A 23,767-nucleotide genomic window follows, 5' to 3' on the forward strand; every position below is an offset into this window, starting at 1 on the left:
CGACCGCCGACTTCACCGGCGCCACGCTCCCTGTCATGATCGGGCGATGCCCAAGCAACCCAACGTCCTGGTGGTGCTGTCCGATCAGCAACGACCGGACTCATGTGGCGTGTTCGGCCAGCGCCTCGACGTCACTCCCAACCTGGACGCCCTGGCCGCCGACGGCGTCGCCTTCGACAACTCCTTCACCGTCCAGCCGCTGTGCGGACCGTCGCGGGCGGCGTTACAGACCGGGCTGATGCCCACCACCACCGGCTGCTGGCGCAACGGCAGGTCGCTCCCCCAGGATGCGACCACGTTGGCGACCGCGCTCGGGTCGGCCGGCTACTGGACCGGCTACGTCGGCAAGTGGCACCTGGCCTCCGACGGCGGCTACCTGCCCAAGCCGGGCACCGGCGCCACACGGTTTGGCACCCGGCCGGTGCCGCCCGAGCGGCGCGGCGGCTACGAGGACCTGTGGCTGGCGGCCGACTCGCTGGAGGCGACCTCGCTCCCCTACCGGGGCCACGTCTTCGACGGCGACGGCAACAAAGTGCCGCTGAACGGCTTCCGCGTCGATGCGCTGACCGACCTGGCCGTCGACGCCTTGCACGGACGCGCCGACGAGGAGCGCCCGTTCTTCATGTTCGTGTCGTTTCTCGAACCGCACCATCAGAACAATCGATTTCGCACGATCGGCCCCAAGGGCTGGGCCAAGCGATTCGCCGACTACGACGTGCCCGCCGACCTCAAAGGCACGCTGGGCGACTGGCGCTGGAACTATGCGGAGTACCTCGCCTGCTGCGCGTCGATCGACGCCAACCTCGGCCGCCTGACCGGTGCCCTGGAGGCCGCCGGCGAGTTGGACGACACGATCGTCGTCTACTCCTCCGATCACGGCAGCCACTTCCGCACCCGCAACGCCGAGTACAAGCGCTCCCCCCATGACGCCTCGATCCGGGTGCCGCTGGTGGTGCGCGGCCCGGGCTTTCGGGGCGGGCAGCGCAGCGACGCGCTGGTCAGCGGCCTCGACCTGTTGCCGACCCTGGTCTCGGCCGCCGGCGCGGCGCCGGTGCCCGGCGACGGCCACCCGCTCCAGGAGTTCCTCGACGGCCGAGCCACCCGCACGTCGGCCCTGGTGCAGATCAGCGAATCGCAGGTGGGGCGGGCGCTGCGCACCGAGCGCCACACGTACGCGGTGACGGGAGCGGGCCTTGGCCGCCTCGCCCGTTACCGGGACTCGGCCGCCGACGTCTACGAGGAACACCTGCTGTATGACAACGTCGAGGACCCGGCCCAGCGCCACAACCTGGCCGGCACCCCAGTGACCGCCGAACTGAGGCGAACGCTGGCCACCCAGCTCGAGGACGAGATCGAACGCATGGAGGGCAGGCGCCCGCGCATCGACGTCGCGCCGAGCTGACAGGACCACCGATGTACGCCCCCAACTCGATGCCAACCCACGGCTGGGCGCCGCTGCCCGAGGATGTGGCCACGTTGGGTGCCGCCGGGGCCGACCAGGCGGTCGCCTACCTGGCGCACCGCGAGCACAACGACCCCACGCCGCTGCACCGCCTCGACGGCCTCGCCGACGAGCTCGGGGTGGGATCGGTGTTCGTCAAGGACGAGGGATACCGGCTGGGGCTCGGCAGCTTCAAGGCGCTGGGCGGGTCCTACGTCGTGACCCGCCTGGTGCTCGAGGAGGCGGCCCGTCGTCTGGATCACCCGGTTGACGTCGGCGATCTCCAGACCGACGCCGTCCGTGCTGTGGCCGCCACGATGACGTTCGCCTGCGCCACCGACGGCAACCACGGGCGATCGGTGGCCCAGGGCGCCCAACTGGTCGGCGCCGAGGCGGCGATCTTCATGCACGGCGGCGTCAGCGATGAACGCGTGGCGGCGATCGAGCGCTTCGGCGCCAGGATCATCCGGGTGGACGGCAGCTACGACGATTCCATCATCGAAGCGGCACGGGTGGCCGAGGCCGAGGGCTGGACCGTGCTGTCCGACACCTCGTGGCCCGGCTACGAGGCGATCCCGGCCCTGGTGTCCCAGGGCTACACCGTGCTGGTGCGCGAGTCGCTGGATGCCATGACCAAGCCGCCGACCCACGTGCTGGTCCAGGCCGGGGTCGGCGGGTTTGCTGCGGCCGTCGCCGGGCACCTCGCCGCAGTGTTGGGGGCGGACCGTCCCCACGTGATCGTGGTCGAGCCCGAGCGGGCGGCCTGCCTGTTCGCCTCCAACGCTGCGGGCGGCATCGTCACCGTGCCCGGCACCGAGCCGACGGTGATGGCGATGCTCGAGTGCTACGAACCGTCGCCGCTGGCATGGAGGGTGCTCGAACGTGTCGCCGACGGCTTTGTGACGTTGGGCGAGGACGAGTCGCCGGCGGCGATGAGGCGCCTGGCTCAGCCGGCGGCCGGCGACCCACCGATCGTCGCCGGCGAAAGCGGTGTGGCAGGCCTGGCCGGTTTGGTGCAGCTGACCGCCGACCCGGAGCTGCGACGCCAAACCGGGCTGGACGACCACGCCATCGTGCTGGTGATCAACACCGAGGGGGCGACCGATCCGGAGCTGTACACAACTCTGGTGGGGTCCACCCCCGAGCAGGTGCTGTCGGCGGAGGGCTCCGCCCCCTCCTGAGCGATGTCCCACCGGGGGCGGTCAGTCGGCGCTGTCCTCGCTCAGGCCGCGCGCCACCGGTTCGCCCGAGCGCAGGTCGAGCGGCACAGCGAACAGTGACCGCTCACCGCCCGTCTCGTATCCGATCTTGTCGGTGACCCAAGCGTGGTACACCATCCATCGCCGACCGTCCGCGTCGGTGAAGTCCTCGGCGCCGCCCGGTCCGCTGGCATCGCCGTGGTTGGCCAGCCAGGGCCCATCTCGCTTGGTGCATGGCCCAACCGGCGACTCGCATTGGGCCAACCCAACCGAGTAGTCGGCGCTGTTCCAGTCGTAGGCCGAGTACAACAGCCAGTACGAGTCGCCCAGCGTGGTCATCGACGGTCCCTCGATCAGGGGGCCCTCCCAGTCCTCGGTGGTCTCGAGCAACGCAATCGCGTCGCCAACAAGCGTCATGCCGTCCGCTGAGAGCTGCTGGGTCCACAGCTGGGTGGTGATGTCGCAGCAGTTGCCGTCGTTCTTGAACAGCAGGTACGGCGTGCCGTCGTCGTCGACAAACGGGCTGGCGTCTATCGTGCCGCCGAGCTCGCGCTGGCAGACGAACGGATCGTCCGAACCGTCGACGAAGGGCCCCAGCGGTGAGGACGCCCGGGCGGCGCCGACGCACTGCAGACCGGACCGGCTGTCGAGCGACGTGTAATAGAGGACGAAGCCGTCATCGTCGGTTTGCAGTACCGACGGCGCCCACACCAGCCCGGGCTCGGTCCAGCTGGGAAGCGTGGCCATCGCGTCGCCGGCCGGCTTGGCCACCTCTCCCAGCGCTCAGGCGTCGCCGCCCGTCACCGGCCGTGGACCGACCACATAGATCGCAGATGCAACCAGGAAGCACAGCGCGCCGACGAACGTGCCGGTATCGGCCCAGCGAGCCCTCGGCGTTGGGCGCCCAGACGAAATCCGCTCTGCTGAGAGTTGCCGGGTATGAAGCGCTGCGCCGGTGCTGACGTTGAACAACACGGTGCCAAAGGACTGGGCGGCGGCGGCCAGCCACACGGCCCGAACGCCACCACGCGGCCCGATGCGGGGCGCGCTCAGCAGCAACTGGATGAAGCCTGCCGCCGTGAAAAACCACGCGCCGACGAAGAAGGCGGTGTTGGCGCCCGTGCCGAGCCACGTCCCCAGCCCGGGCGCAGACCCCAATGCGAACAGGGAGGCGCCGATGATGAACGTCCACGACTGCATGTGCAGTGTGGGGCGAAAAACAAGCGGGGTCGTGGCCGAGGAGCCGACGTCGTCGTGAAAGCCCGAGCTCAAGGAAGTCCCCGCAGGTAGGGGGGCCATGTGAACGCAACGGCGAGGGGGGGCCGGCGGCATCGCTGCCGCCAACGCCCCGTCGCTCAGCTCGTCAGCCTCAGTGAGCGAAGCCCGACTTGGAGGCCTGGGGCCGTGCCCCGGCCTTGAGGTGCTCGACCACCTGCTCGATGGCCAGGCCCAGCTTGTAGGCCATGTCGCGGCTGAAGCCCTCGCGCACGACGACGCGCAGCACGGCGACGTCCTCGGCATCGGCCGGCATCGTGTACGCCGGCACCTGGAACCCGAGGGCCCGCAGCTCGTGGGAGATGTCGAACACGGTGAAGCCGAGGTCGTCATCGCAGTTGAACGAGAGCACCGGGATGGCGGTGCCGTCGGTGATCACGTTCAACCCGTCGATCGTGGCGATGTGCGCGGAGATCATCTGGGCGGTGTCGCGCAACGCCTCCATGATCCGGGTGTAGCCGGTGCGACCCAGCCTGATGAAGTTGTAGTACTGGGCCACCACCTGGTTGCCGGGGCGGGAGAAGTTGAGCGTAAACGTCGGCATGTCGCCGCCCAGGTAGTTGACGTGGAAAACGAGGTCCTCGGGCAGGTACTCCTTGGAGCGCCACACGACGAAGCCGATGCCCGGGTACGTGAGGCCGTACTTGTGGCCGCTGACGTTGATCGAGACCACCCGCGGGTTGCGGAAGTCCCACTCCAGGTCCGGCTGAAGGAAGGGCACGACGAAGCCGCCGCTGGCCCCGTCGACGTGCATGGGGACGTCCGGACCGCCGGACTTGGCCAACTCGTCGAGCATCGCCGAAATCTCGGCGACCGGCTCGAGCTCACCGGTGAACGTCGTGCCGAGAATGGCCAGCACGCCGATCGTGTTCTCATCGACCGCGTCGCGGATCTGCTCGGGGGTCACCACGTAGCGGCCCGGCTCCATCGGCAGGTACTTGGCCTCGACATCGAAGTACTTACAGAACTTCTCCCACACCACCTGCACGTTGGTGCCCAGAATGAAGTTGGGCTTGGAGGCATCCTTGCCCTCGGCCTCGCGCTTGGCGCGCCAGCGCCACTTCATCGCCAGTCCAGCCAGCATGACCGCCTCGGAGGAGCCGATCGTCGACACGCCGGTGGCGGACGTCGCATCGGTCTCGGACAGGTCCTCGGCGTGGAACAGGTCCGCCACCATGTTGACGCAGCGGGTCTCGATCTCGGCGGTCGAGGGGTACTCATCCTTGTCGATCATGTTCTTGTCGAACGTCTCGGACATCAGGCGCTCGGCCTCGTCGTCCATCCACGTCGTCACGAACGTCGCCAGGTTCAGCCGCGAGTTGCCATCGAGCATCAGCTCGTCGTGGATGAAGCGGTACGCGACCTCGGGGTTGTTCTCGTCCTTGGGCATGCGCAGGCTGGGGATGGCCTGCACGCTCAAGCGTTCGGTGAACGCCGGTTGTACGAGACCCGGATCGGCTGCTGGTTCACGGCTCTTCACTGTTGCTTCTCCCTTGATAATGAGTTGTTGATGACCTTAGGTCCGGAGCCGGGCTCCTAGACGACCACCATCGAATACAGGCGGTCCATCGTGTACACCCGGTTTCGCCAGGCGGACAGGGTGGAGGCGGCCAGGCTGACGAGCAGGATGCCCACCAGCACGTCGATCGCCACCCACAGCCGCGAGTCGACCGAGACGGCCACGCTGAGCTGGCGGTACCCGTTGACCGTGTAGGTCATCGGATCGAAGATGTGCAGGGCCTGGATCGGCCCGGCGGTGGTCTGCACCGGATAGATGCCGCCGGAGGAGACCAGCTGCAGCATCAGGAACGCCAGCGTGACGACCCGGCCGACCGCCTCACCGAATATGGCGTTGAACGCCTGGATCATGGCGATGAACGTGGCGGAGACGAGCACGGCGAAGAGCCACATGCCCACCGGGTGCGTCGGTCTGAGCCCGATGACGAGGACGACCCCATACAGGATCGAGGCCTGGATGAAACCGATCACCAAGGCGGGCCAGTACGACGTGAACACCGCACGCGCCAGCCCGACCCCCGCCTCGACCGGGCGTGAGCGAAGCGGGGTGAGGATCATCCAGACGATGATACCGCGACGAACAGCGACAGCGACATGAAGAACGGCGCGAAGCCGGTCCCGAAGGTGTCCGCCTCGTTGAGCGTCTTCTCCTTCAACAGCACCGGCGTGGTCAGCGCCGATGCCACCGAGTCGCGCTGGGCCTCGGTCCGGTTGGGCACCTTGCCCAGGACGGTGGAGAAGCCCTTGTCCAGCTTCTCTGCGCCAGCCGACAGCTCCTCGATGATCGCCGCAAACTCGGCCGCGCCGTCGACCAGCTCGTCGCTTCCGCCGGCGAGCTGGTCGACGCCCTCGTCCAAGGTGGCGATGTCCTTGCGGAGTGCGTCCGCCTGAGCACGCACCTCACCGATCGCATCGGCATCACCCTGATCGACCAGGCCGGACAGCGTTGCATTGACCTCGTTCAGCCGCCCCGAGGCCGCCTGAAGCTGTGTGGCCACCTCCTGGGCCGGTGGCAGGTCGACCGCCTGCAGCTTGGCCACTGCGTCGTTGAGCTCTGCGGTGACTTCGGCGATCTTCGCTTGGTGAGGTTGTCCCCCCGTGAGGGACGCAACCGCTGCGCTGAAGTCCTCCGGGATCACGATGACGAAGTAGTACTTGCCGCTTTCGAGGTCGGCCATCGCCGCCTTCTCGGTCTTCACCTTCGTCCACCCCACCGAACGGGTTCCAGAAGGTCCACAGGTAGAGGGCGCCGTACAGCAGCGGCATCTGGATGACGGTGACGATGGCCAGGCGGGGAAGGGAGAAGTGGAAGTAGCGGCGGGCGTCGCTTCCGAGGGAGAGACCGGCGATCATTGGCTGGCCTCCTGGCCACTGGTGCTGTAGGTGGGAACGGCCGACATGTCGCTCAAGTCGACCACTTTGATGTTCCAATCGGCCGGGGGGCGGTTGGAACAGCCGACGATGATCGACTGCCCCTTGCCCAACTCCACCAGGCGGGCAGCACCTGGGACTGGTCGTCATCGCTGGTCACATCGTCGAGTCGGCCGACGACGAGGAGGGGCGGGCGCCCGATGTTGGCGAGGGAGATCTTCAACAGCAGCTGTTGAATCACCGGCAGGTTCTCGACGAAGTCGCCCAGCCGGGGCACGGGCACGTCGCCGAACGTGCCGGAGCACAGCGCCCTCAGGGCGGCGTCGTCAGCCTTGGGAACCCACTTGAAGAACGGCGAGTTCCAACGCAGGTACTCGGTGACGATGCTGCGCACCATCACCGCCGGGTCGATGCCGTCGATCTCGTCGAGGCAACACACCGCCGAGTCCTTGAACGTGGCGCGTGGGTCGTTGGTGTGACCCATGATCATCAAGGTTCCTGCTGACAGGTGCCTGCGTCCGCTGAGGGCCAGCAGCAAGGCCGTGCGCGGCACGCTGGCCGGCGCCAGCAGCCTCGTCACGCCGCCGCTTTCCAAGTCGAGGTCGAGGGGACCAAACATGTGGCCCCGTTCCTCGGTCAGCGCGATCTGTGCCGCGGTGACCAGGGGCCCGGCCCCCGCTGCGGGGCCCGCGTCCACCGCCGCGTCGTCATCGTCCACTGCACGGTCCTTCTTGGGGTTCTCTGAATCGTTCATGCGGTGCGCGCAGCGCTTCAGATGCCCATGCCGGCGAGCAGCGCCTTGGTACCGTCGCCGCCCATAGCGTCCAGCTGGCTGGTCAGCATCGCCCGGGGCTCATTGGCCTCCTCGAGCGCCGACAGGTCAAACGACGTCCAGCTGAAGGCGTCGTAAGAGCGGAAGAAGAACTGCCCACGGCTCAGGTCGGCCATGTTGGTCCACACGGTGTACTCGGTGGGGGGACCGGCGTTACCGCTGTCGATGCCTTGAGACTTCATGCCTTCGCCGCCACCGGTCGCCGGGCTGGTCGAGAGGGCGCGGGGCCGGTCGAAGTTGTTCATGATGCGCGACAGGTTGTGCATCGCCTTGTCGGGGTCGGCGACCTTCTCGGTGAAGTTGGAGTAGAAGACCGCGCGGATGAAGCGCCCAACCGAGGTGCTCGACCCGGGCAGGGCGGCGGTGGCGATGCCGGAGTCCGGCTGCTTGACGTCGAACGAGCCGGACGCTGCCGAGCTCTGGTCGACGTTGGTGAGGTGCGTCCAGTTGCCCAGGTTGGTCAGGTGCCACGGGAAGGTGGGCCCGTTGGTCATCACGCCGAGCGGGTTGTCGTAAATCTCCTGTTCACCGTCGAGCCACTCGATGACGATCGACGCGCCGGAGCGGTCGTGCACCGACGAGCACTGGCCGAGCACGAACGAACCCAGGTCCCAGGCCCCGAGCGCCTCGAGCGTGTTGGCGACCGCATCCTCCTTGCCGCCGACCGTCGGGTAGGCCAGCAGGCTGAACGTCACGCCTTCGCTGTTCATCCCCTCGCACACCTTCAGGTCATTCTGAGTGAGCGGCTGCTCCTTGGTCGGCATGCGAGCCGGGGCAGTCACGCCGAGGAAGCCGGACCTGGTGGTGTAATGCAGCGGCTTCGAGTCGGGAGCTTCGCTTTCAAACTCCATGCCCGCCGGAACGTAAGTCAGCGCCCAGGGCTCATCGACATCGAGTTCCAGCGTCCGCCCGAAGTAACGAGCGCCGGTGCTGTCGGTGTATTGAAGGGAGGTGCACATGGGTTGCCCTTCTGCGGGCAGAGAGCGGTCAAGCGACCGCGGCCCGACACCACAGCAAAGCCCGCCGACAGTCAACTGTACTCTGTACGTTATTTTTGCATTTGTCGGTTCATTTCACGGTGAGGTGCAAGCCGGCACTCAGGTACGGACCTCGAAGAAATCCCAGATGACCCTGGTGGCGTCGATCTGAGTCGAAACGGGCCCGAGCAGCCCCTCATACGCGCCCATGCCCACGCTGCCGGGCCAGCTGTGCTCGCCGCCGTCGATCACGTACAGCTCGACGTCCATGTCGTCCCTGCAGCCCGGCCAGACCTGCAGGCTGACACCCGGCCCCACCTCCTCGGCGGTCGACTCCTCGATCGGCTCGGCGTCGCACCCCGCTCGCTTCGCCCACGCGGCCGACGAGGCGAGTGCACCAGGGCGTTCGAGCATGAACGTCAGCCCGGCGGTGGTCTCGGGGCTCAGGCCCAGGTTGGCCGGGCCCTCCCCGATGCTGCCATCGAAGGGGATGAACCGGTCGCCGGTGCCGTGAAAGGACAGCACCGGCTTGGCGACGTCCGGCGCGCATCCCTTCGGGTCGTACAGCCCGGAGACCGTCGCCAACACGGCGATACGGTCGGACAACTCGCAGGTGACAATCGACGCGAACACCCCGCCCACGGCGAAGCCGGTGGCCAGCACCCGCTCGGGATCGATGCACGTGGTGGCCTCCACGTCATCGAGCACGTCCGCGACAAAGGCCACGTCGTCGGTCCAGCCGTCGGTGTCGACGTAGTTCCAGGTGAGCAACGCTCCGGCACCGTTGACCGGCTCGGGAGTGACGACGACGGCGCCCACTTCGTCAGCGAGCACCGACCCGTCGGCATCGGCCTTGGTGAACCCGCTGAACTCGGTTTCCATCTCGGCCGGGGAGTAGGCCGGGAAGTCGAGCACCAACGGCGCCGCATCCCCGGCCCCCCCACCATCTCCGTCTACATCGCCCGGTCCACCACGGGGGATGTAGCGGAGGTAGGAGCGCTCCCGGCCGCCGCTGGTGATCGTTACCATCGACTCGCCCGGTTCGGGTCGCTTGGCCTCGCACCCGCCGGACGCCGCACCCGTCGTCGCTGCGCTGGTCGAAGTGGCACTCGCTGCGCTGCTCGTTGACGGAACGGAAGCTGGATTGGATGCTGCGCCGTCGCCGCCACCACAGCCCGCAAGAGTCAGCGCAATGGCGGCCATTCCGGTAACGATTCGGCCGCCGGCGAGGGGAGTCATGAGAGACGACCGTACTCCCAGGTCAGAAGCTTCTCAGAGGCGCCCAGGGCGTCGAAGGTGCTGGTCGGCCCCACCCGCCCCGCTCATTCATTCTGAGAAACCTGTTCGATGACGGAACAGGCACTGCTCAGAGAGAACAGCGCCTGCGAAATGAGAACGGGTCGTGAAACCCCATGGCTCCCCTCCTCCGCGCCGACCCGCTCCACCACACTGATACGTGGGAAACGAGCGCAAGGACACACGCGGGACCGACGCCGAGGGGCGCTTACCGGTGGACGCGCTCGGGCGAGGAGCTCGGCGCAACCCTTGACGACGTGGAACGCCGGGCGATCAGGTGGCTGAGCCGAACAGCCACCCCTGACCCCCACGCTTGACCGCCACCGCCGCAACAACCACAGCACGCCTCGCCCGACAGGCTCGACCCACCGCACTCCCAGACGCGGCCGACGCTAGCTCCGAGCGGCGACCAGCTCGACGCCATACCGACTGAGTACCCGGTCGGCGGTGACCAATGCCGGCACGTCCAACTGCGCCTGAGCGACGAGCATGCGCGCGAACGGATCACGATGGTGCATCGACAGTTGTCCGAGCGCAACCTTGATTCCCAGTTCCCACGGCGTGACCGCAGAGAAGAACACCTCGGAGGCCTGCTCCAGCTTGGAACGACACTCAGGCCCCATCTCGTTGTTCCTCTCGAGCCACCACAGGGCGACGTGGCTGTCGACCAGCAGCCTCACAGCAACGGAGACTCGGCGGACTCGTCGAAGCGTGCGACTACCTGCTTCGGCCTAGCGAGTCAGCTCGGATAAGCGACTCTTCGCCTCGTGCGTGTTCCGACAAGGGCCCACATGGGCAGAGCTTAGCTAAGCCTTAGCTCAGCCCGGACTGTCGGCATCAGCGCGACGGCGAGGGACGCTCGGTAACCATGCCGACCAGGCCGCGGAGAACCAGCGCCAAGCCGGGCACCAGCAGCCACAGACCGAGCACAAACCCGTTGGCGACCAACATGATCCCGACGCCGAGGACCAACGGCCACAGCGACGATTCCACCGCCCCGCTCCCCCCGGGCTCGGCCCCGCCGCCGACCCCGCCGCCGACCTCGACGCGCTCGTCGCCTACGTTGGCAGCCTGGTCGGGCCCGGCGGTCCCGGGCCGGCGATCCCCGAGGTCGACGTCGCCGACCCGGACCTGGCGCTGGGCGGCGAGTTGTACCGGGCCAACTGTGCGGCATGCCACAACGCCTCCGGTTCGGGTGGCGCGCTCAGCCAGGGCCGGGCTGCACCGACGCTGTGGAACGCAACGGCGACCCAACTGGTCGAGGCGATGCGCACCGGGCCCGGACAGATGCCGGTGTTCGGCCCCGACACGCTCTCCCGCTCGGAGGCGGACAACATCGCCGCCTATGCCCTCACGCTGAGCAACCGCGAGGGCCGGGGCGGCTTCGACCTGGGGGCGATCGGGCCGGTGCCCGAGGGGTTCGTCGCCTGGGTGGCGCTGACCACGGTGCTCTTCGGCGTCATGCGCTGGATCACCCGCCGGCCCAAGCCCGCCAACTCCGACGACGATCGGGGCAAGCGGTGAGCGGCCACTCCGACGACAGCGAGACGAAGACCGGCGACGACCGGGGGGCCGACAGCGACGGGCCGATCGATCCGGCGCTCGTTCCCCGGGCCGAGGACGCCCACCTGATCATCGGCGGCCGGGTCACCGTGCCGGTCCTGGCCTTCGCGGTGGCGATCCTCGCCTCGATTGCGCTGGCCTGGGTGTACGCCATCGGGGGCCAACCACAGGCGGAGGGCATCTTCCTGGCGCTGGCGTTGGCCGGCATCGGCATCGGCCTGGTGTCGTGGGCGCACCGCTTCCTTCCCGCCGAGGAGGTCGAGGAGCACCGGGCGCCGCTCGCCTCGCCGGCGGCGGAGCTCGAGGCCCTGGAGGACGACCTGGACCTCGCCGACGAGGAGGTGGGCCGCCGCAAGATCCTGGTGCGCATGCTCGGCGGCGTCGCTGCCGCATTCGGCGTCGCCGTGCTGTTTCCCCTCCGGTCACTGGGCCCGCGTCCGGGTCAAGGGCTGACCACCACGCCGATGGGCAAGGGCGTGCGCCTGGTAACGCCCGAAGGTTCGCCGGTGAAGCCCGGCGACATCGCCACGTCGGGCGTGCTGACCGTCATGCCCGAGGGCCACCTCGACGATGCCAACTCCCCCACCCTGCTGATCCGCCTGACCGCCCAGCAGTTCGGCCCCCAGACCAGCCGCGAGGGCTACGGGTTGGGCACCCTGGTGGCGTTCTCCAAGATCTGCACCCACGCCGGTTGCCTGGTCGGACTGTACGAGTCCAACCAGGGCCTGCTGTTCTGCCCCTGCCACCAGAGCACGTTCGACGTCACCAAGGGATGCAAAGTGATCTTCGGTCCGGCCCCCCGGGACCTGCCCCAGTTGCCGATCGGCATGGACGACGACGGATATCTCGTGGCCGAAGGCGATTTCGAACGGCCGGTCGGGCCCGGCTTCTGGACCCAGGACCGCGACTCGTGAGCGCCCCCAAGCCGGTGCTCACCGTGCGGCTGCTCACCTGGTTCGACGAGCGGCTCGGCGGGGCGAAGTACACCAGGAAGCTGCTCGACAAGGTGTTCCCCGACCACTGGTCGTTCCTCTTCGGCGAAGTGGCGCTCTACAGCTTCGTCGTGCTGTTGCTCACCGGAACGTGGCTGTCGTTCTTCTACGAGCCGTCGTTTCAGAGCGTCGTGTACAACGGCAGCTTCGAGAAGCTGCAGGGCGTCGAGATGTCGGCGGCGTACAGGTCGGCGATCTCGCTCAGCTTCGACGTGCGAGCCGGCCTGGTGATGCGCCAGATCCACCACTGGGCGGCGCTGATCTTCGTGGCGGCGATCGTCGTGCACATGGCCCGCATCTTCTTCACCGGCGCCTTCCGCAAGCCCCGTGAGATCAACTGGGTGGTCGGCGTCACCATGCTGCTGCTGGGCATGGTGAACGGATTCGCCGGCTATTCGCTGCTCGACGACCAGCTGTCGGCGGTCGGGCTGCGCATCGCCAACTCGATGATCCTGTCCATCCCGGTCGGCGGCACCTGGCTGTCGTCGCTGGCGTTCGGGGGCCCCTACCCGGGACCCGACACCCTGCAGCGCCTGTTCGTCGCCCACGTGCTGTTGGTGCCGGCTCTGCTCACCGGGCTGATCGGCGTGCACCTGGCGCTGCTGATCCGGTCCAAACACACCCACTTCCCGGGCAAACGGGAGCGCGAGGACAACGTGGTCGGCCAGCGCCTATGGCCCACCTACGCTGCCAAGGCGATCGGGCTGTTCTTCCTCACCGCCGCCCTCCTCGCACTGCTGGGCGGCGTCGCACAGATCAACGCCATCTGGAACTACGGGCCCTTCCGGGTGGCCAACGTGTCGTCGGCCTCCCAGCCCGACTGGTACATGGGCTGGCCGGACGGGGCGCTGAGGCTGTTCCCCAACTGGGAGATCCGCCTCGGCGGCTACACGGTGGCCAACGTGTTCTTCCCCGGGGTGCTGCTCATTGGCGCAGTGTTCACGCTGATCTACCTGTGGCCGTGGATCGAGGCGCGCAAGTTCGGCGACGACGAGACGCACAACGTGCTCGAGCGGCCCCGCGACAACCCGCTGCGCACCGGCATCGGCGTGGGAGGGCTGACGTTCCTCGGGGTGCTGCTGGTCGCCGGCAGCTCCGACGTCATCTCGATCACGTTCGGGCTGTCGGTGAACGCCGTGATCTGGACCCTGAGGGTCCTGTTGTTTGTCCTGCCGCCGATCACCGGGCGTATCGCGGTCCAGCTGTGCCGGGAACTGCAGGCACGGGACCGGGCCGAAGCGCCGGTCGAGAGCGACTCAGCCCGCTGAGGCGAGGGCCGCCCCAGACGCCCTCCTTCTCGCGCACGGAGATGGCGAACTCCGGGCAATCCTGGCGCACGGGACACTCGGCACACACCGCCTTCGCCCGTCCGGACTCCTCCTCGGTGGGAGGGTAGAAGATGCTCGATTCGAGACCTGCGCACGAACGTTGGCCTCCGCCCTTGGCGCACTTGGCTAGTGGGCCGGCAACATCGGCAGTTGGCACCTGGCCAGCGTTGGGGGGCTACGAGCATCTCTGGCTGGCTGCGGACTCGTTGGAGGCCACCTCGCTCCCCTCCCGGGGGCACGTCTTCGACGGCGACGGCAACCGGGTGAAACTCAACGGCTCATCGAATTGCGTCGGGCGCTCGCCGCCCAGCCGGCCGACGAGGTCCGACCTCTCACCACCTTCAAGGGTGCGATGCCTCCGAAGGTACCCGCTCGATTTCGCGAACCTGTTCGGAAATCGAACCTATACTTCGGATTCAGAATCGATTCCGATTTACGACACCCACCACGGCCTCGGACCCACTCCTGCCGTGGTAGCCGTCCAGGAGGCCAGACGTGGACCCCAATTCGCACCCGATGAACCAGACGCTCGACCTCCTTGGACGACGTTGGGTCCTTCGAATCCTGTGGGAGCTCCACCGACGCGAGGAGTTGGGGGCCGCGGCGCTGCGTGACCGGTGCGAAGGGATCTCCACCAGCGTGCTTCACTCGCGCCTCGCCGACCTGCTCGCAGCCGGCCTGGTTGAGCAGCGCGCCCCTCGCGGCAACTACCGATTGACCCGATCGGGCCAGGATCTCGATACCGCACTCGACGCCATCGAGTTCTGGACCACAAGGTGGAGCGGAACTCCCGGCCAGTGAACGGATCAATGACCTACCCGGTTGAGGCGAGTGCCGCACGACGCTGACGACGGCGCCGGCGCACCAGCCGCTGCCGCTCCACGGCCGTGAGGCCACCCCACACGCCTTCCTTCTCTCGCACCGTGAGGGCGAATTCCAGGCAGTCCTGACGCACCGGACACTCGGCACAGACCGCCTTGGCCCGACCGGCCTCTCGATCGGTGGGCGGGTAGAAGATGCTCGAATCGAGTCCGACGCACGAGGCGTTTCGCTGCCATGTCTGCATAGATCAAATATTACGGTGTCGTGACGAACAACTCAAAACACCATACGCCGCAACGGCTGTGAGAATTCTCATGCATGACGATTCTGCAACCAAACGGGACCCCGACCGCATATTCCGCGGCCCTCACCCGAACTACCCGTCAGCCCTCAGGTCGGCCAACAGGTCGGCCGTGGTCTCGCCACCCAGGGTCACCGACGCCTGGTATTCGGAGTGGTTGACCGCCAGTTCCACCGGCCCGGCGGCGAATGCCTCCACCTCGGACTCGGTGAGCACAAAGCCGATGTAATGCACCGACGCCGTGATCTCCTCACGGGTCAACTGCGCCTCGTGGTCGGCCTCGGGGATATCGACAATGACCGTGCCATCGGACAGCCGCAGCTCGATCGACTTTTCGATCCCCACCAGCTTGGGCAGCCACGACCGCAGATCCTCGTCGGAGGTCAACTCGATGAACAACGTCGCCGAGAGGCTGCCCGGTTCGGGAATCAGCTTGTTGTACACCGCCAGCTCCCCCTCAATGGCCGCATCGGAGTCCATCCGCTCCACTCGCGCCATCTCCTGAATCTGAAAGCGCATCGTCTCGCGATTCTCAAACACCAGCGTGACAAATTCGCCTACGCCGATGCGCCGACGCTTCTTCAACGCAATGATGCGGGTGCGGAACTCGTCGCGCTCGTCCTCATAGGCGGCGTTGTCGACGATGTCGTCCAAGGTCAGCGATCTGGTCATGACGGTTCTCCTGTCAGCTTTCGATGAGTGCTGCAAAGACGGACCGCGACCGACTGAGTCGATCGCGGTCCGCGAGGATTCTGGACTGCGGCCGTCGTGGACGACCTCGGACCGGCTCGTTAGGAAATCGACTCGAGCGCCTGGCCGAAGCGACCAGCGTGGCTCTTCTCGGCACGCGCCAGCGTCTCGAGCCACTCGGCGACATCTTCGAAGCCCTCGTCGCGAGCGGTCTTGGCGAAGCCCGGGTACATCTCGGTGTACTCGTAGGTCTCACCGGCGATTGCCGAACGCAGGTTGTCGGCCGACGAGCCAACCGGCTCGCCCGTTGCCGGATCACCCGTGGGGGCGAGGAAGTCGAAGTGACCAAACGCGTGGCCCGTCTCGCCGTCGGCGACCGACTTGAACAGCGCCGCCACGTCGGGCAGCCCCTCAACGTCGGCCTTCTGGGCGAAGTACAGGTAGCGGCGGTTGGCCTGCGACTCGCCGGCGAACGCCTCCTTCAGGTTGGATTCGGTCTGCGATCCCTTGAGTTCTGCCATGGTGTGTCCCTCACTCCCCGGTGGATGATTTGGAGAGGCAGTCCCGGCACCGGCCACGGAAGACCACCTCGGTTTCCTCGACCCGAAAACCGCCACGTTGATGTGACGGCACTCGAACCTCGGTTGTGTTGGCGGTGACGTCTCGAATGGCGCCGCAGTCGTCACACACCAGGTGATGGTGTGGCTCGACGTTGGGATCGAAACGGGCCGAACCAGTGCCGAGGTCGATCTTGTTGATCTCCCCCAACTCGGTCAGCTCCGCCAGCGTTTGGTACACCGTGCGCAACGACACGGTGGGCATGTCGACGACGATGTCGCCGTACACGCCCTCGGCCGTGGGATGGCGCAGGTTGTTGTCGAGGGCCCGGAAGATGCGCTGGCGCTGTGGGGTGACCTTGCGCCCCGTGCCACGAAACAGCGTCGTGAGCTCCTCCGGTGTCCTCATGAACGGCAAGATAACACCGCGCTGCTGAACAGCCAAGCCTGCTTGTCAACAATGATTGTTGGTAAGCGCTCAAGCTTCAACCCTGCCCGCCGCAGGTGGCCCGCGCTTCGATCGTGTCCCGGCTTGAAGGAGACCGAGAGTGCCCGGCGCGTCAGGTACGGTCACGGTTCCCGCCCGTCCGCCCGACGGTGGGCGGCCACCCCGGAGGCAGCCATGGTTCAGAGCGAGCGACCCCGTCACAACATGGTTGGCGAAGACGGCATCAGTTCCAACGCCGGCAGTAAGAACATGGACCGGCTGAAACGATTTGGCCCGTCAGGTGTGCTGGGACTGCTGCTGCTGGCATTTGTGTTGGGCAACACCGACTCCACCACGGTGAGCTTTCTGTTCTTTTCCGTCGACATACCACTGATCATCGTGTTGGTTGCCACCGCTGCGGTGGGATCGATCATGACGCTGCTTGTGCAACGCAAGAGCCGCAAGGCCAGGCGCCGTGACAGGTCGGAAGCCAAGGGCGGGCGCAGGCGCTGAGCCGACGAAGCTCGCGTCGGCATCCGAAAATGGTGCCCTCAGCTGCGGCTGAGCACGTCGCCGCTGAGAATGATCACGAACTCATGATCCTCGGTGAGCACGTTCAGATACCCGGGGTCGATGCTCAGCACGTACCCGGTGACCGTGCCGTTTGTGGTCTCGATCCGCTCCCGAGGTACCCATGGCGTCTGCGTGAGCAATGCGACGAGCAGCATTCCCGCCGCGAGGATCCAGCCCAGCCGCTCGATGGCCGCGGTCAGGGCCCGGCGCGGAAAGCTGTCGAGCCGAAGTTGCCGGACGAGCACCAACGCGCCGAAAACAGCTGCGGTGATCGGCAGCAGCCACCAGGCGCGGAAGCTCATGGTGAGCGACAACAATGCACTGATCGCAAGCCCCGCGAGCAACACCACCGTCGGGCGGCGTCCGCTTGGCGACCATAAGAAGGCGGCGACCAACAGCGGCAGCATCACCACCAGCAGCGGCGCCACCACCAACCGGCCGGTCATAAACGACCCGAACAGGATCCTCAATCCGTCATCGAGGCCCAAGGTGGTGCTCACGAGGAACGCCGTGTCCCAGTTGTATCCGGAGATGGCAAAAAGTCGCACGACCAGGAACACAAAGAGCCACGCCGCAAGCGGTGCAGCGCCACCCGGGAGCTCGACCGGTCTCGTACGCTCAACCACTCGCGAATCGTTCGCTTCCTGAGGGTCATCCACGGTCATCGGCGCAACCTACCGGCGGATCGACCCTTCGTCACCGGTTGCCAGGTGACACGGAGCAGGCACCTGAACCGTCCATCGCGGAGTTTCAACCGCATTGGGCCACGGTGGTTGGGTCGGTAACTTGCGAGAGGCGTTCGCCCGCCGAGGCGAGGCGAAACCGAAAGGTCATGCTCATCGATTGGGTGGGAGAGGAAGGCATCATGCAGACATCGTTGGATCTCACCGGGGCAAATTGCCCGTACTGCTTCCAGGACACGCTTGCCGGCCTCACACGCATCGAAGGTGTCAGCAACGTCCATGGATCGATGGGGGGATCGTGCATCGTGATCGATCACGATGACGAGGTGACCGTCGATGCACTGGTCAAATTGATTCACTGCCATCTGCATGGGGTCCAGAAGTTCTCCAACGAGATCGAAATGGTGTCGGTGGAGCTCTCGCCCCTTGCGAGATCGTGCGTGCACAGCCACGCCACCCCTCAGGCCTCGTCTGGCTCGTCGGCCTCGTCTGGCTCGTCGACAGGTTCGGAGGACGCGGTTGGGGTCGACCCGACGATGACGTTGGGTGAGATCGTGACCCTCAGGCCTTCTCTCGCTGCAGAGCTCCAAAGGAGGGGGTTCGACTTCTGCTGCCACGGTGACCGACCGCTGGCGGACGCAGCCGCAGACCTCGATCTTGATGCACAGACTGTGGCCGAGGAACTGTCGGCCATCCGTCAGGATGAACCTCCCGCAGCCTGGGCATTTCTCGGTCCCGTCGAACTGATCGATCACATCGAGTCCACCCATCACCGCTACCTGTGGGACGAACTCCCACGTCTGGGCGCACTCATCGACAAGATCGTCGCGGTCCACGGTGGCCGGCATCCTGAGCTCGCGGAGGTTCAGCGCCTCTATGTCCAACTTCGCAACGACTTCGAGCCGCACCTCACCAACGAGGAGCAGAACGTGTTCCCGGCGATGCGCGAACTGATGGGTTCTCCAGGAAACCAGCCAGGTTCTGTCGCCCCTGAGCTCCCCGGTGAGATCCGTTCCCTGATGGACGAACATGAAGTCGTGGGTGAACTCCTTGAGGAGCTCCGGAGCATCACAAACGACTACACGGTCCCGGACGACGGGTGTGCCTCCTACGCGGAGACGTACCGGGCGCTGGGGGCACTTGAATCCGACACCCACCTTCACGTCCACAAAGAAAACAACGTGCTGTTCCCCGCCATTGACAAGCGGGATTGACCGGAGCGATCTTCTGGTCAGCCGCGGTCGTTCTGACGGGACGAGACCGATGCAGATCGACGCTGTGGTGCACTCACCGGCGTCGATGCCGACGGCTCACCGACCTGACGGCGGCGAAACTCGAACTTCGAACCCGTGGAGAATTCGGTCAGCGTGACCGAGTCGGGCTGTGGCGCCGGCTCGATGTCGGGGTGATCGGTGATCGTCCAGGTGGCCACTTCGCTGACGAGGCGAGCGATCCGAACAGTGCGAACCAGGCAGACGGCGGCGGCGCTCAGGATGGCGTCGCCTCCGGGGCCTGCCATCAGCGCCGCCCAGGTCAGGCCATCGACCTCGCCGACCGCAGAACACGGGCGCAACCTGACCAGCAACTGGTCGCCCGCTCCGGAGCAGCGAAGATCGAGGTCGACGTAGCTGCGGGGCAGGAACAACGGGTGCACCGCAAGCACCTCGGCCAGCCCCGCAAGGGTGGCCGGTGCGTCGAGCGCGGTGGCCAGCCGCTTGGTGCTGAGCCCGGCGATACCGGAGGCCTGGGCGATGCCGATGGCGGTGACGTCGGCAGGTCCTACCCGCTCGGCCACCTCGACGAGGAAGGCCCGGGAGAGCAGCTGGCCCTGGAGGGCCACCTCGTCGGCGATGGCCGACAGTGTGGCGGAGGAGAACCGCTCCATCACCAGGTCGACGTCGAGAGGGCCCGCATAGTCGACCCGGCCGTCGTCGTCGGGCAGCGACGGGTCGGGCACTGCCAACGGCACCTTGGCCGCGCCACTTGCGGCAAGCGCAAGCGCACCGGGCGGCACGGGCAACTCATCGTTGGCCTCGTCGATGACGACGGTCCACTCGCAGTGGGGGACGCGATCGGTCGGCACGCGAGGCGGCCGGTGCACCGGACGCATGCGGGCCCTGGGGTTGGTGGCGATGGCCGTTGCATCAAAGGTGGGGTCCTCGATGTCGTGGCACATCGTCGTGACGTACTCGTCCCCCATCGTCTCGACGTCCATCAGCGCGCCGCAGTGGCCCAGCTGAAAGCTGCCGTGGCGGTCGTCGTCGACGACAAACCGGAAGTCCATGAACTCGGGCGGCGCACCGACGTCGAGTTGGATGCCCTTGAAGATCGTCTCGACCGTGTCACCCTCGAAACCCAGCAGCGCCTGCATGCGTTTGGTGTAGATCGGGCTGGCCGCCATCCACTCCCCGATCGCCACCTCGGCCATCGGCTCCCGACCCAGGAGGGCGATCACATGGGGCATGCCTGCGCGATCGATGAGGTGACCGGCCAGCAGCAACTCCCGCACCAGTTCGGCCAGGTCGCCGTGAGACCTGCCGCTCCACGGGGTCCCGGGGACCGGCGCAGTCATATCGCTGCCATTCAGGGCTCGAAGTCCAGACCGAGCAGCTTGATGGCGTTACCCCGGGCGATCTTGTTGATCGTCGGTTGGGGCAGGTGCCCGAACAACTCCTCGGCCACCTGTTTGGACCGCGGAAACGTGCCGTCCTGGTGCGGATAGTCGGTCTCGAAGAGCACGTTGTCCTCGCCGATGCGGTCCAACAGGTCGATGCCGACGGTGTCTTTGAAAAAACAGGCCGAGATGTGCTCGCGGTAGTAGTCCGAGGGCGGCCGTTGGGAGCGCTCCTCCCCCTGGGCCCACTGGTGTGTTTGCCAGGTGTCGTCCGCCCGCTCGACGAAGTAGGGGATCCAGCCGATCTGGCTCTCCGCATACAGCAGCTGAATGCCGGGGAACCGGTCGAACACTCCGGAGAACAGCCAGTCGACCATGGAGGCGACGCTGTTGCAGGCGATCAGGTTGGCGGCGACCACCGTGGGCGCGTCCGGGGATGTGGTGACCGTCTTGGTGCCCGACCCGATGTGCATGGCCAGAACGGTGCTGGTCTCCTCGCAGGCCTGGAAAAACGGGTCCCAGTGCCGGGTGTGGATGCTGGGCAGGCCAAGCCACGACGGCAGCTCGGAGAACGCCACGGCTCGACAGCCCCTGGCGGCATTGCGTCGAACCTCGGCCGCTGCCAACTGCGGGTCCCACAGTGGCACCACGCACAACGGGATGAGGCGACCGGCGCTGTCACCGCACCACTCGTCGATCATGAAGTCGTTGTAGGCCTCGATGCAGAGGCGACCCAGCGTGCGGTCCTCGACCTCGGAGAACAGTTGTCCGCAGAAGCGGGGATAGTTGGGAAAGCACAGGCTGGCCTCCACATGGTTGGCCTCCATGTCAGCCACGCGTGCGACCGGGTCGTAGCAGCCGGGTGCGATGTCGTCGTAGGTGACGCCCTCCATCGTCACCTCCTCGGGCGGCATCCCGGGGCAGGCAACCATGCGCTTGATCTGGTAGCGACGACCCTCGAAATGCCACCAGGCGGCCATCTCGTCACCGTCGCCCGGGGCCTCCACCCAGGCACCCTCGACCAGGGTCATCTTCCCCTTGGGGGCGATGTGGATGCGCGGCGCCCGCTCGACGTAGGCGGCGGGCAGCCGGCTGGTCCACACGTCTGCCGGTTCGATGACGTGGTCGTCGACGCTGATGATGCGGGGGATGACGCTCATGTGATGCTCCACTCTTTTGGCGCGGACGGCGGCTTCGAACCTGCTGCGGTTCAGGCGTCCATGCGGGCGATGATCTTCTCCACCTCGGTGTTCAGCTTCGCACCGCGGGGCCAGCCGGCGTAATGGGCGACGAACACCACGATGCTGCGCAGGTCCTCCGCGTCGAGCTCGCCCAGGCGGACCGCTGCGTCCAGCTGGAGCGATGCGACGTCCTCCATGCCGCCGGCGACCGCCATGCCGATCAGCATCATGCGGCGCTCCTTGATGCTGAGGGTGCCCTCGGCCCACACCTCGCCGAAGAGATGGTCGACCGTGGACTCCACAAAGGCGCCCTCCACGTGGGGGATGTCCCACCCGTAGACGTCCTTCATCATCGCCAGGCCGCGCTGACGACGAGCTGCATCATCGAGGTGTTCGCTGCTCATCGGTCGTCTCCTTCGTCTGGGTTATCGGTGTCGAGGCTGTGGCCGTGGGGCACGCCGAGGGCGGCGCCCAGCTGGTCGAACGCCTGCCGCGCCACGGGCGTCTCGACGCCGAGCTCGGCGCCAAGCCCGATCGCCAGGGCGAGGTCCTTCTCGCCCAGGCCCCGGGTGTGTTCGAAGATCGGGCGCAGCCCGTCGTCCGCCGGCAGCGGCCCGGCGGTGCCGCGCAGCATGATCGCCCCCGGACCGCCGGTCACCCGATCGGAGTGGCGCACCACCTCGCCCAGTTTGGCCAGGTCCACCCCGGCGGCCTCGGCCAGTCGGGACGCCTCGCCGACCGCAGCGAACGAGGCGAAGGTGATCAGGTTGCGGGCCAGTTTGGCCCGGGTTCCGGCGCCGATCGGCCCCAGGTGGGCCACCAGCGTGCCCAGGCGTTCCAGCGCCCCGGTGGCCAGCGCCACCGCCTCGGCGTCGCCGCCAACCATGAGTGCCAGGGTGCCCTCGTGGGCGCCCATCGCTCCCCCGCTGACCGGCGCATCCAGCACCGCCACGCCGTGGGGCTTGCACAGCGCGGCGATCTCGGCCGGCGTGTCGGCCTCCACCGTGGAGTGGATGATCACCACCGTGCCGTTCGAGGCCGTCGCCAGGATGCCGTCGGGTCCGGACATCACCTCGCGCACCTGGGCGTCGTCGCGCACCATCAGCGAGATCACGGTGGCCCGCTCGGCCACCCCGGCCGGCGACGCTGCGACGTGCGCGCCCCTCTCGGCGAACGGCGCTGTGGCGGCCTCGACGACGTCAAACACGGTGAGGCCGCCCGGGTGGTCGCACCAGCGCTTCGCCATCGGGGCACCGATCTGACCGAGCCCGATGAACCCCAGGTGCGGATCGCTCACGAGGGTCGGTCCCACAGGCCGACCGGCACGTCGCGGATCGGGTAATGGCCGGGCAGCTGGCCCGGCTTGAGGGAGCGATCCATGCGGGCCTGCATGCCGTCGGACAGTGTTCCGTCACCCATCATCTCCAGGAACAGCGAGGCGGCGTTGCCGTAGTCGAACCAGTCGCGCTGAAAGGCCCACTGCCGGTCGCCGCCGTAGACGAACCAGCTGCCGCCGATGCCGGGCACCTCGTAGGACGAGCCGTCCTCGCGGGTGGCGTCGGCCACCTGGCGCCAGAACCCGACGACGTGGCCCTTGGTCTCGTCGATGATCATCTCCTCGTACGGGTACTGCCACCCAGAGAGGCCACCCATCTCCTGGCCCAGGGCAATGTCGCGGATCTCGTCGCGGCCGACGGCCATGAAGTGCTCCTTGGGCCCGAAGTTCCAACCGTAGGTGGCGTCCTCGGTGAAGCAGTCGGCCAGGCTGCGCCAGTCGCCCGACGCCTCGGCGTCGCGGTTGGCCTGGAGCCAACGCTCGACCATGGCTTCGAGCTCGGCACGGGGATAGCTGGTCATTGGGGATCCTCCGGGTTCGGGTCTTCGGGGGTCGGGTCTTCGTGAATGGACAGTGCATGGGTCGGGCAGTACTTCACGGCCGCATCGGCGGCGGCGCGGGCCTCGTCGGGCGGGCGCTCGTCAAGGATGGTCAGCTCCCCCCGCTTGGACACCTCGAACAGCTGCGGTGCCTCCCCCTGGCAGGCGGCGTGGCCCTGACACAGGTCCCGATCCACCACGATGCGCCAGCCGTCGGTGCGGGTCGACTTCGGGGCCCCCGGCACGGTCGCT

30 protein-coding genes are annotated in these 23,767 nt (G+C 67.1%); 8 read left to right on the top strand and 22 right to left on the bottom strand.

Annotated features, from left to right (window positions below; all coding sequences use genetic code 11):
• Nucleotides 1-46 precede the first annotated feature (46 nt).
• Together MPARV_RS0109285 and MPARV_RS0109290 are read left to right on the top strand one after the other, a co-directional pair.
• On the top strand, nucleotides 47-1,402 hold the full coding sequence (locus tag MPARV_RS0109285) for a sulfatase-like hydrolase/transferase (RefSeq protein ID WP_020378038.1): 1,356 nt from the start codon (nucleotides 47-49) through the stop codon (nucleotides 1,400-1,402).
• Between the two features lie 11 nt (nucleotides 1,403-1,413).
• The gene (locus MPARV_RS0109290) at nucleotides 1,414-2,622 is read left to right on the top strand and encodes a diaminopropionate ammonia-lyase (protein ID WP_020378039.1); all 1,209 of its coding nucleotides are present in this window, start codon (nucleotides 1,414-1,416) and stop codon (nucleotides 2,620-2,622) included.
• 21 nt (nucleotides 2,623-2,643) lie between these two features.
• Here the strand turns inward: MPARV_RS0109290 and MPARV_RS0109295 are convergent, their stop codons facing one another.
• From MPARV_RS0109295 to ctaF, 10 genes are all read right to left on the bottom strand, one after another.
• On the bottom strand, nucleotides 2,644-3,411 hold the full coding sequence (locus MPARV_RS0109295; protein WP_020378040.1) for a glycoside hydrolase family 43 protein: 768 nt from the start codon (nucleotides 3,409-3,411) through the stop codon (nucleotides 2,644-2,646).
• 12 nt (nucleotides 3,412-3,423) lie between these two features.
• Nucleotides 3,424-3,912: a hypothetical protein gene (locus MPARV_RS22585; RefSeq protein WP_020378041.1), complete on the bottom strand. Its 489-nt coding sequence runs from the start codon at nucleotides 3,910-3,912 to the stop codon at nucleotides 3,424-3,426.
• 97 nt (nucleotides 3,913-4,009) lie between these two features.
• Nucleotides 4,010-5,395, bottom strand: coding sequence for a glutamate decarboxylase (gad, locus tag MPARV_RS0109305; RefSeq protein ID WP_020378042.1), 1,386 nt, complete (start codon nucleotides 5,393-5,395; stop codon nucleotides 4,010-4,012).
• Between the two features lie 56 nt (nucleotides 5,396-5,451).
• On the bottom strand, nucleotides 5,452-5,991 hold the full coding sequence (locus MPARV_RS25345; RefSeq protein WP_031277992.1) for a YhgE/Pip family protein: 540 nt from the start codon (nucleotides 5,989-5,991) through the stop codon (nucleotides 5,452-5,454).
• Entirely contained in the window at nucleotides 5,988-6,632 is a 645-nt protein-coding gene (locus tag MPARV_RS25350; protein ID WP_031277993.1) for a YhgE/Pip domain-containing protein, read from the bottom strand. Before MPARV_RS25350 ends, MPARV_RS25345 begins: the two co-directional genes overlap by 4 nt.
• Nucleotides 6,633-6,838: 206 nt before the next feature.
• Nucleotides 6,839-7,558, bottom strand: coding sequence for a hypothetical protein (locus MPARV_RS21170; protein ID WP_051011957.1), 720 nt, complete (start codon nucleotides 7,556-7,558; stop codon nucleotides 6,839-6,841).
• A 17-nt stretch (nucleotides 7,559-7,575) separates the two neighbouring features.
• Complete coding sequence (locus MPARV_RS0109325; protein WP_020378043.1) at nucleotides 7,576-8,595, bottom strand: linear amide C-N hydrolase; 1,020 nt, start codon at nucleotides 8,593-8,595, stop codon at nucleotides 7,576-7,578.
• A 138-nt stretch (nucleotides 8,596-8,733) separates the two neighbouring features.
• Entirely contained in the window at nucleotides 8,734-9,852 is a 1,119-nt protein-coding gene (locus MPARV_RS0109330) for a CE1 family esterase (RefSeq protein WP_081582206.1), read from the bottom strand.
• 449 nt (nucleotides 9,853-10,301) lie between these two features.
• Nucleotides 10,302-10,589 carry a type II toxin-antitoxin system VapC family toxin gene (locus MPARV_RS0109335; protein WP_020378045.1) on the bottom strand — a complete coding sequence of 96 codons (288 nt, stop codon included), beginning with the start codon at nucleotides 10,587-10,589 and terminating at the stop codon, nucleotides 10,302-10,304.
• A 157-nt stretch (nucleotides 10,590-10,746) separates the two neighbouring features.
• Nucleotides 10,747-11,088, bottom strand: coding sequence for an aa3-type cytochrome oxidase subunit IV (gene ctaF / locus MPARV_RS24685; RefSeq protein ID WP_020378046.1), 342 nt, complete (start codon nucleotides 11,086-11,088; stop codon nucleotides 10,747-10,749).
• On the opposite strand from ctaF, the gene MPARV_RS24690 reads away from it, so the two are divergent.
• Genes MPARV_RS24690 through qcrB form a run of 3 tightly spaced genes read left to right on the top strand, consistent with a single transcriptional unit; the run spans nucleotide 11,059 to nucleotide 13,732 of the window.
• Nucleotides 11,059-11,433: a c-type cytochrome gene (locus tag MPARV_RS24690; RefSeq protein WP_157789535.1), complete on the top strand. Its 375-nt coding sequence runs from the start codon at nucleotides 11,059-11,061 to the stop codon at nucleotides 11,431-11,433. The two genes, ctaF and MPARV_RS24690, sit on opposite strands and share 30 nt — an antisense overlap.
• Complete coding sequence (locus MPARV_RS0109350) at nucleotides 11,430-12,386, top strand: ubiquinol-cytochrome c reductase iron-sulfur subunit (RefSeq protein WP_020378048.1); 957 nt, start codon at nucleotides 11,430-11,432, stop codon at nucleotides 12,384-12,386. The genes MPARV_RS24690 and MPARV_RS0109350 overlap by 4 nt, the downstream gene beginning before the upstream one ends.
• A complete protein-coding gene (qcrB, locus tag MPARV_RS0109355; protein ID WP_012225187.1) occupies nucleotides 12,383-13,732 on the top strand; it encodes a cytochrome bc1 complex cytochrome b subunit in 1,350 nt (449 codons plus the stop codon). Before MPARV_RS0109350 ends, qcrB begins: the two co-directional genes overlap by 4 nt.
• On the opposite strand, the gene MPARV_RS23580 is transcribed toward qcrB, so the two are convergent.
• Nucleotides 13,644-13,949 carry a WhiB family transcriptional regulator gene (locus tag MPARV_RS23580; protein WP_081582208.1) on the bottom strand — a complete coding sequence of 102 codons (306 nt, stop codon included), beginning with the start codon at nucleotides 13,947-13,949 and terminating at the stop codon, nucleotides 13,644-13,646. The two genes, qcrB and MPARV_RS23580, sit on opposite strands and share 89 nt — an antisense overlap.
• A gap of 338 nt (nucleotides 13,950-14,287) precedes the next feature.
• On the opposite strand from MPARV_RS23580, the gene MPARV_RS0109360 reads away from it, so the two are divergent.
• A complete protein-coding gene (locus MPARV_RS0109360; RefSeq protein ID WP_012225192.1) occupies nucleotides 14,288-14,593 on the top strand; it encodes a winged helix-turn-helix transcriptional regulator in 306 nt (101 codons plus the stop codon).
• 13 nt (nucleotides 14,594-14,606) lie between these two features.
• Here the strand turns inward: MPARV_RS0109360 and MPARV_RS0109365 are convergent, their stop codons facing one another.
• The 4 genes from MPARV_RS0109365 to MPARV_RS0109380 form a co-directional block, all read right to left on the bottom strand.
• Nucleotides 14,607-14,858 carry a WhiB family transcriptional regulator gene (locus MPARV_RS0109365; protein ID WP_012225194.1) on the bottom strand — a complete coding sequence of 84 codons (252 nt, stop codon included), beginning with the start codon at nucleotides 14,856-14,858 and terminating at the stop codon, nucleotides 14,607-14,609.
• Between the two features lie 132 nt (nucleotides 14,859-14,990).
• The gene (locus MPARV_RS0109370) at nucleotides 14,991-15,587 is read right to left on the bottom strand and encodes a DUF3501 family protein (protein ID WP_020378050.1); all 597 of its coding nucleotides are present in this window, start codon (nucleotides 15,585-15,587) and stop codon (nucleotides 14,991-14,993) included.
• A 119-nt stretch (nucleotides 15,588-15,706) separates the two neighbouring features.
• On the bottom strand, nucleotides 15,707-16,126 hold the full coding sequence (locus MPARV_RS0109375) for a rubrerythrin family protein (protein WP_020378051.1): 420 nt from the start codon (nucleotides 16,124-16,126) through the stop codon (nucleotides 15,707-15,709).
• A 10-nt stretch (nucleotides 16,127-16,136) separates the two neighbouring features.
• On the bottom strand, nucleotides 16,137-16,571 hold the full coding sequence (locus tag MPARV_RS0109380) for a Fur family transcriptional regulator (protein WP_012225201.1): 435 nt from the start codon (nucleotides 16,569-16,571) through the stop codon (nucleotides 16,137-16,139).
• 213 nt (nucleotides 16,572-16,784) lie between these two features.
• On the opposite strand from MPARV_RS0109380, the gene MPARV_RS24695 reads away from it, so the two are divergent.
• Nucleotides 16,785-17,102 carry a lipopolysaccharide assembly protein LapA domain-containing protein gene (locus MPARV_RS24695; RefSeq protein WP_157789536.1) on the top strand — a complete coding sequence of 106 codons (318 nt, stop codon included), beginning with the start codon at nucleotides 16,785-16,787 and terminating at the stop codon, nucleotides 17,100-17,102.
• Between the two features lie 38 nt (nucleotides 17,103-17,140).
• Here the strand turns inward: MPARV_RS24695 and MPARV_RS0109390 are convergent, their stop codons facing one another.
• Nucleotides 17,141-17,788 carry a hypothetical protein gene (locus MPARV_RS0109390; RefSeq protein WP_155852374.1) on the bottom strand — a complete coding sequence of 216 codons (648 nt, stop codon included), beginning with the start codon at nucleotides 17,786-17,788 and terminating at the stop codon, nucleotides 17,141-17,143.
• A 239-nt stretch (nucleotides 17,789-18,027) separates the two neighbouring features.
• Between MPARV_RS0109390 and ric the strand changes: the two genes are divergently transcribed.
• On the top strand, nucleotides 18,028-19,059 hold the full coding sequence (gene ric / locus MPARV_RS22600; RefSeq protein ID WP_157789537.1) for an iron-sulfur cluster repair di-iron protein: 1,032 nt from the start codon (nucleotides 18,028-18,030) through the stop codon (nucleotides 19,057-19,059).
• A gap of 17 nt (nucleotides 19,060-19,076) precedes the next feature.
• Here ric and MPARV_RS0109405 read toward each other — a convergent pair whose 3' ends face one another.
• The 6 genes from MPARV_RS0109405 to MPARV_RS26045 are packed head-to-tail and all read right to left on the bottom strand — an operon-like array spanning nucleotide 19,077 to nucleotide 23,760.
• Entirely contained in the window at nucleotides 19,077-20,417 is a 1,341-nt protein-coding gene (locus tag MPARV_RS0109405; RefSeq protein ID WP_020378054.1) for a hypothetical protein, read from the bottom strand.
• Between the two features lie 11 nt (nucleotides 20,418-20,428).
• The gene (locus MPARV_RS0109410; protein ID WP_020378055.1) at nucleotides 20,429-21,619 is read right to left on the bottom strand and encodes an amidohydrolase family protein; all 1,191 of its coding nucleotides are present in this window, start codon (nucleotides 21,617-21,619) and stop codon (nucleotides 20,429-20,431) included.
• 50 nt (nucleotides 21,620-21,669) lie between these two features.
• Complete coding sequence (locus tag MPARV_RS0109415; RefSeq protein ID WP_012225215.1) at nucleotides 21,670-22,044, bottom strand: carboxymuconolactone decarboxylase family protein; 375 nt, start codon at nucleotides 22,042-22,044, stop codon at nucleotides 21,670-21,672.
• Nucleotides 22,041-22,937, bottom strand: coding sequence for an NAD(P)-dependent oxidoreductase (locus tag MPARV_RS0109420; protein ID WP_040055563.1), 897 nt, complete (start codon nucleotides 22,935-22,937; stop codon nucleotides 22,041-22,043). The genes MPARV_RS0109415 and MPARV_RS0109420 overlap by 4 nt, the downstream gene beginning before the upstream one ends.
• Nucleotides 22,934-23,497 carry a YybH family protein gene (locus MPARV_RS0109425; RefSeq protein ID WP_012225219.1) on the bottom strand — a complete coding sequence of 188 codons (564 nt, stop codon included), beginning with the start codon at nucleotides 23,495-23,497 and terminating at the stop codon, nucleotides 22,934-22,936. The genes MPARV_RS0109420 and MPARV_RS0109425 overlap by 4 nt, the downstream gene beginning before the upstream one ends.
• A complete protein-coding gene (locus MPARV_RS26045; RefSeq protein WP_420886254.1) occupies nucleotides 23,494-23,760 on the bottom strand; it encodes a ferredoxin in 267 nt (88 codons plus the stop codon). Before MPARV_RS26045 ends, MPARV_RS0109425 begins: the two co-directional genes overlap by 4 nt.
• Nucleotides 23,761-23,767: the final 7 nt, after the last annotated feature.

The organism is Candidatus Microthrix parvicella Bio17-1 (genome assembly GCF_000299415.1).
GTDB classification, from domain to species: domain Bacteria; phylum Actinomycetota; class Acidimicrobiia; order Acidimicrobiales; family Microtrichaceae; genus Microthrix; species Microthrix parvicella.

Excerpts from the sequence above, each read along its gene's own strand:
- ric (WP_157789537.1), top strand. The coding sequence starts at position 18,028 with ATGCAGACATCGTTGGATCTCACCGGGGCAAATTGCCCGTACTGCTTC.
- MPARV_RS24695 (WP_157789536.1), top strand. The coding sequence starts at position 16,785 with ATGGTTCAGAGCGAGCGACCCCGTCACAACATGGTTGGCGAAGACGGC.
- MPARV_RS0109425 (WP_012225219.1), bottom strand. The coding sequence starts at position 23,497 with ATGACCAGCTATCCCCGTGCCGAGCTCGAAGCCATGGTCGAGCGTTGG.
- MPARV_RS0109325 (WP_020378043.1), bottom strand. The coding sequence starts at position 8,595 with ATGTGCACCTCCCTTCAATACACCGACAGCACCGGCGCTCGTTACTTC.
- MPARV_RS0109405 (WP_020378054.1), bottom strand. The coding sequence starts at position 20,417 with ATGACTGCGCCGGTCCCCGGGACCCCGTGGAGCGGCAGGTCTCACGGC.
- MPARV_RS0109380 (WP_012225201.1), bottom strand. The coding sequence starts at position 16,571 with ATGAGGACACCGGAGGAGCTCACGACGCTGTTTCGTGGCACGGGGCGC.
- MPARV_RS0109285 (WP_020378038.1), top strand. The coding sequence starts at position 47 with ATGCCCAAGCAACCCAACGTCCTGGTGGTGCTGTCCGATCAGCAACGA.
- MPARV_RS21170 (WP_051011957.1), bottom strand. The coding sequence starts at position 7,558 with ATGAACGATTCAGAGAACCCCAAGAAGGACCGTGCAGTGGACGATGAC.
- MPARV_RS0109330 (WP_081582206.1), bottom strand. The coding sequence starts at position 9,852 with ATGACTCCCCTCGCCGGCGGCCGAATCGTTACCGGAATGGCCGCCATT.
- MPARV_RS0109415 (WP_012225215.1), bottom strand. The coding sequence starts at position 22,044 with ATGAGCAGCGAACACCTCGATGATGCAGCTCGTCGTCAGCGCGGCCTG.
- MPARV_RS0109370 (WP_020378050.1), bottom strand. The coding sequence starts at position 15,587 with ATGACCAGATCGCTGACCTTGGACGACATCGTCGACAACGCCGCCTAT.
- MPARV_RS0109410 (WP_020378055.1), bottom strand. The coding sequence starts at position 21,619 with ATGAGCGTCATCCCCCGCATCATCAGCGTCGACGACCACGTCATCGAA.
- MPARV_RS0109375 (WP_020378051.1), bottom strand. The coding sequence starts at position 16,126 with ATGGCAGAACTCAAGGGATCGCAGACCGAATCCAACCTGAAGGAGGCG.
- MPARV_RS0109365 (WP_012225194.1), bottom strand. The coding sequence starts at position 14,858 with ATGCAGACATGGCAGCGAAACGCCTCGTGCGTCGGACTCGATTCGAGC.
- MPARV_RS25345 (WP_031277992.1), bottom strand. The coding sequence starts at position 5,991 with ATGATCCTCACCCCGCTTCGCTCACGCCCGGTCGAGGCGGGGGTCGGG.
- MPARV_RS0109290 (WP_020378039.1), top strand. The coding sequence starts at position 1,414 with ATGTACGCCCCCAACTCGATGCCAACCCACGGCTGGGCGCCGCTGCCC.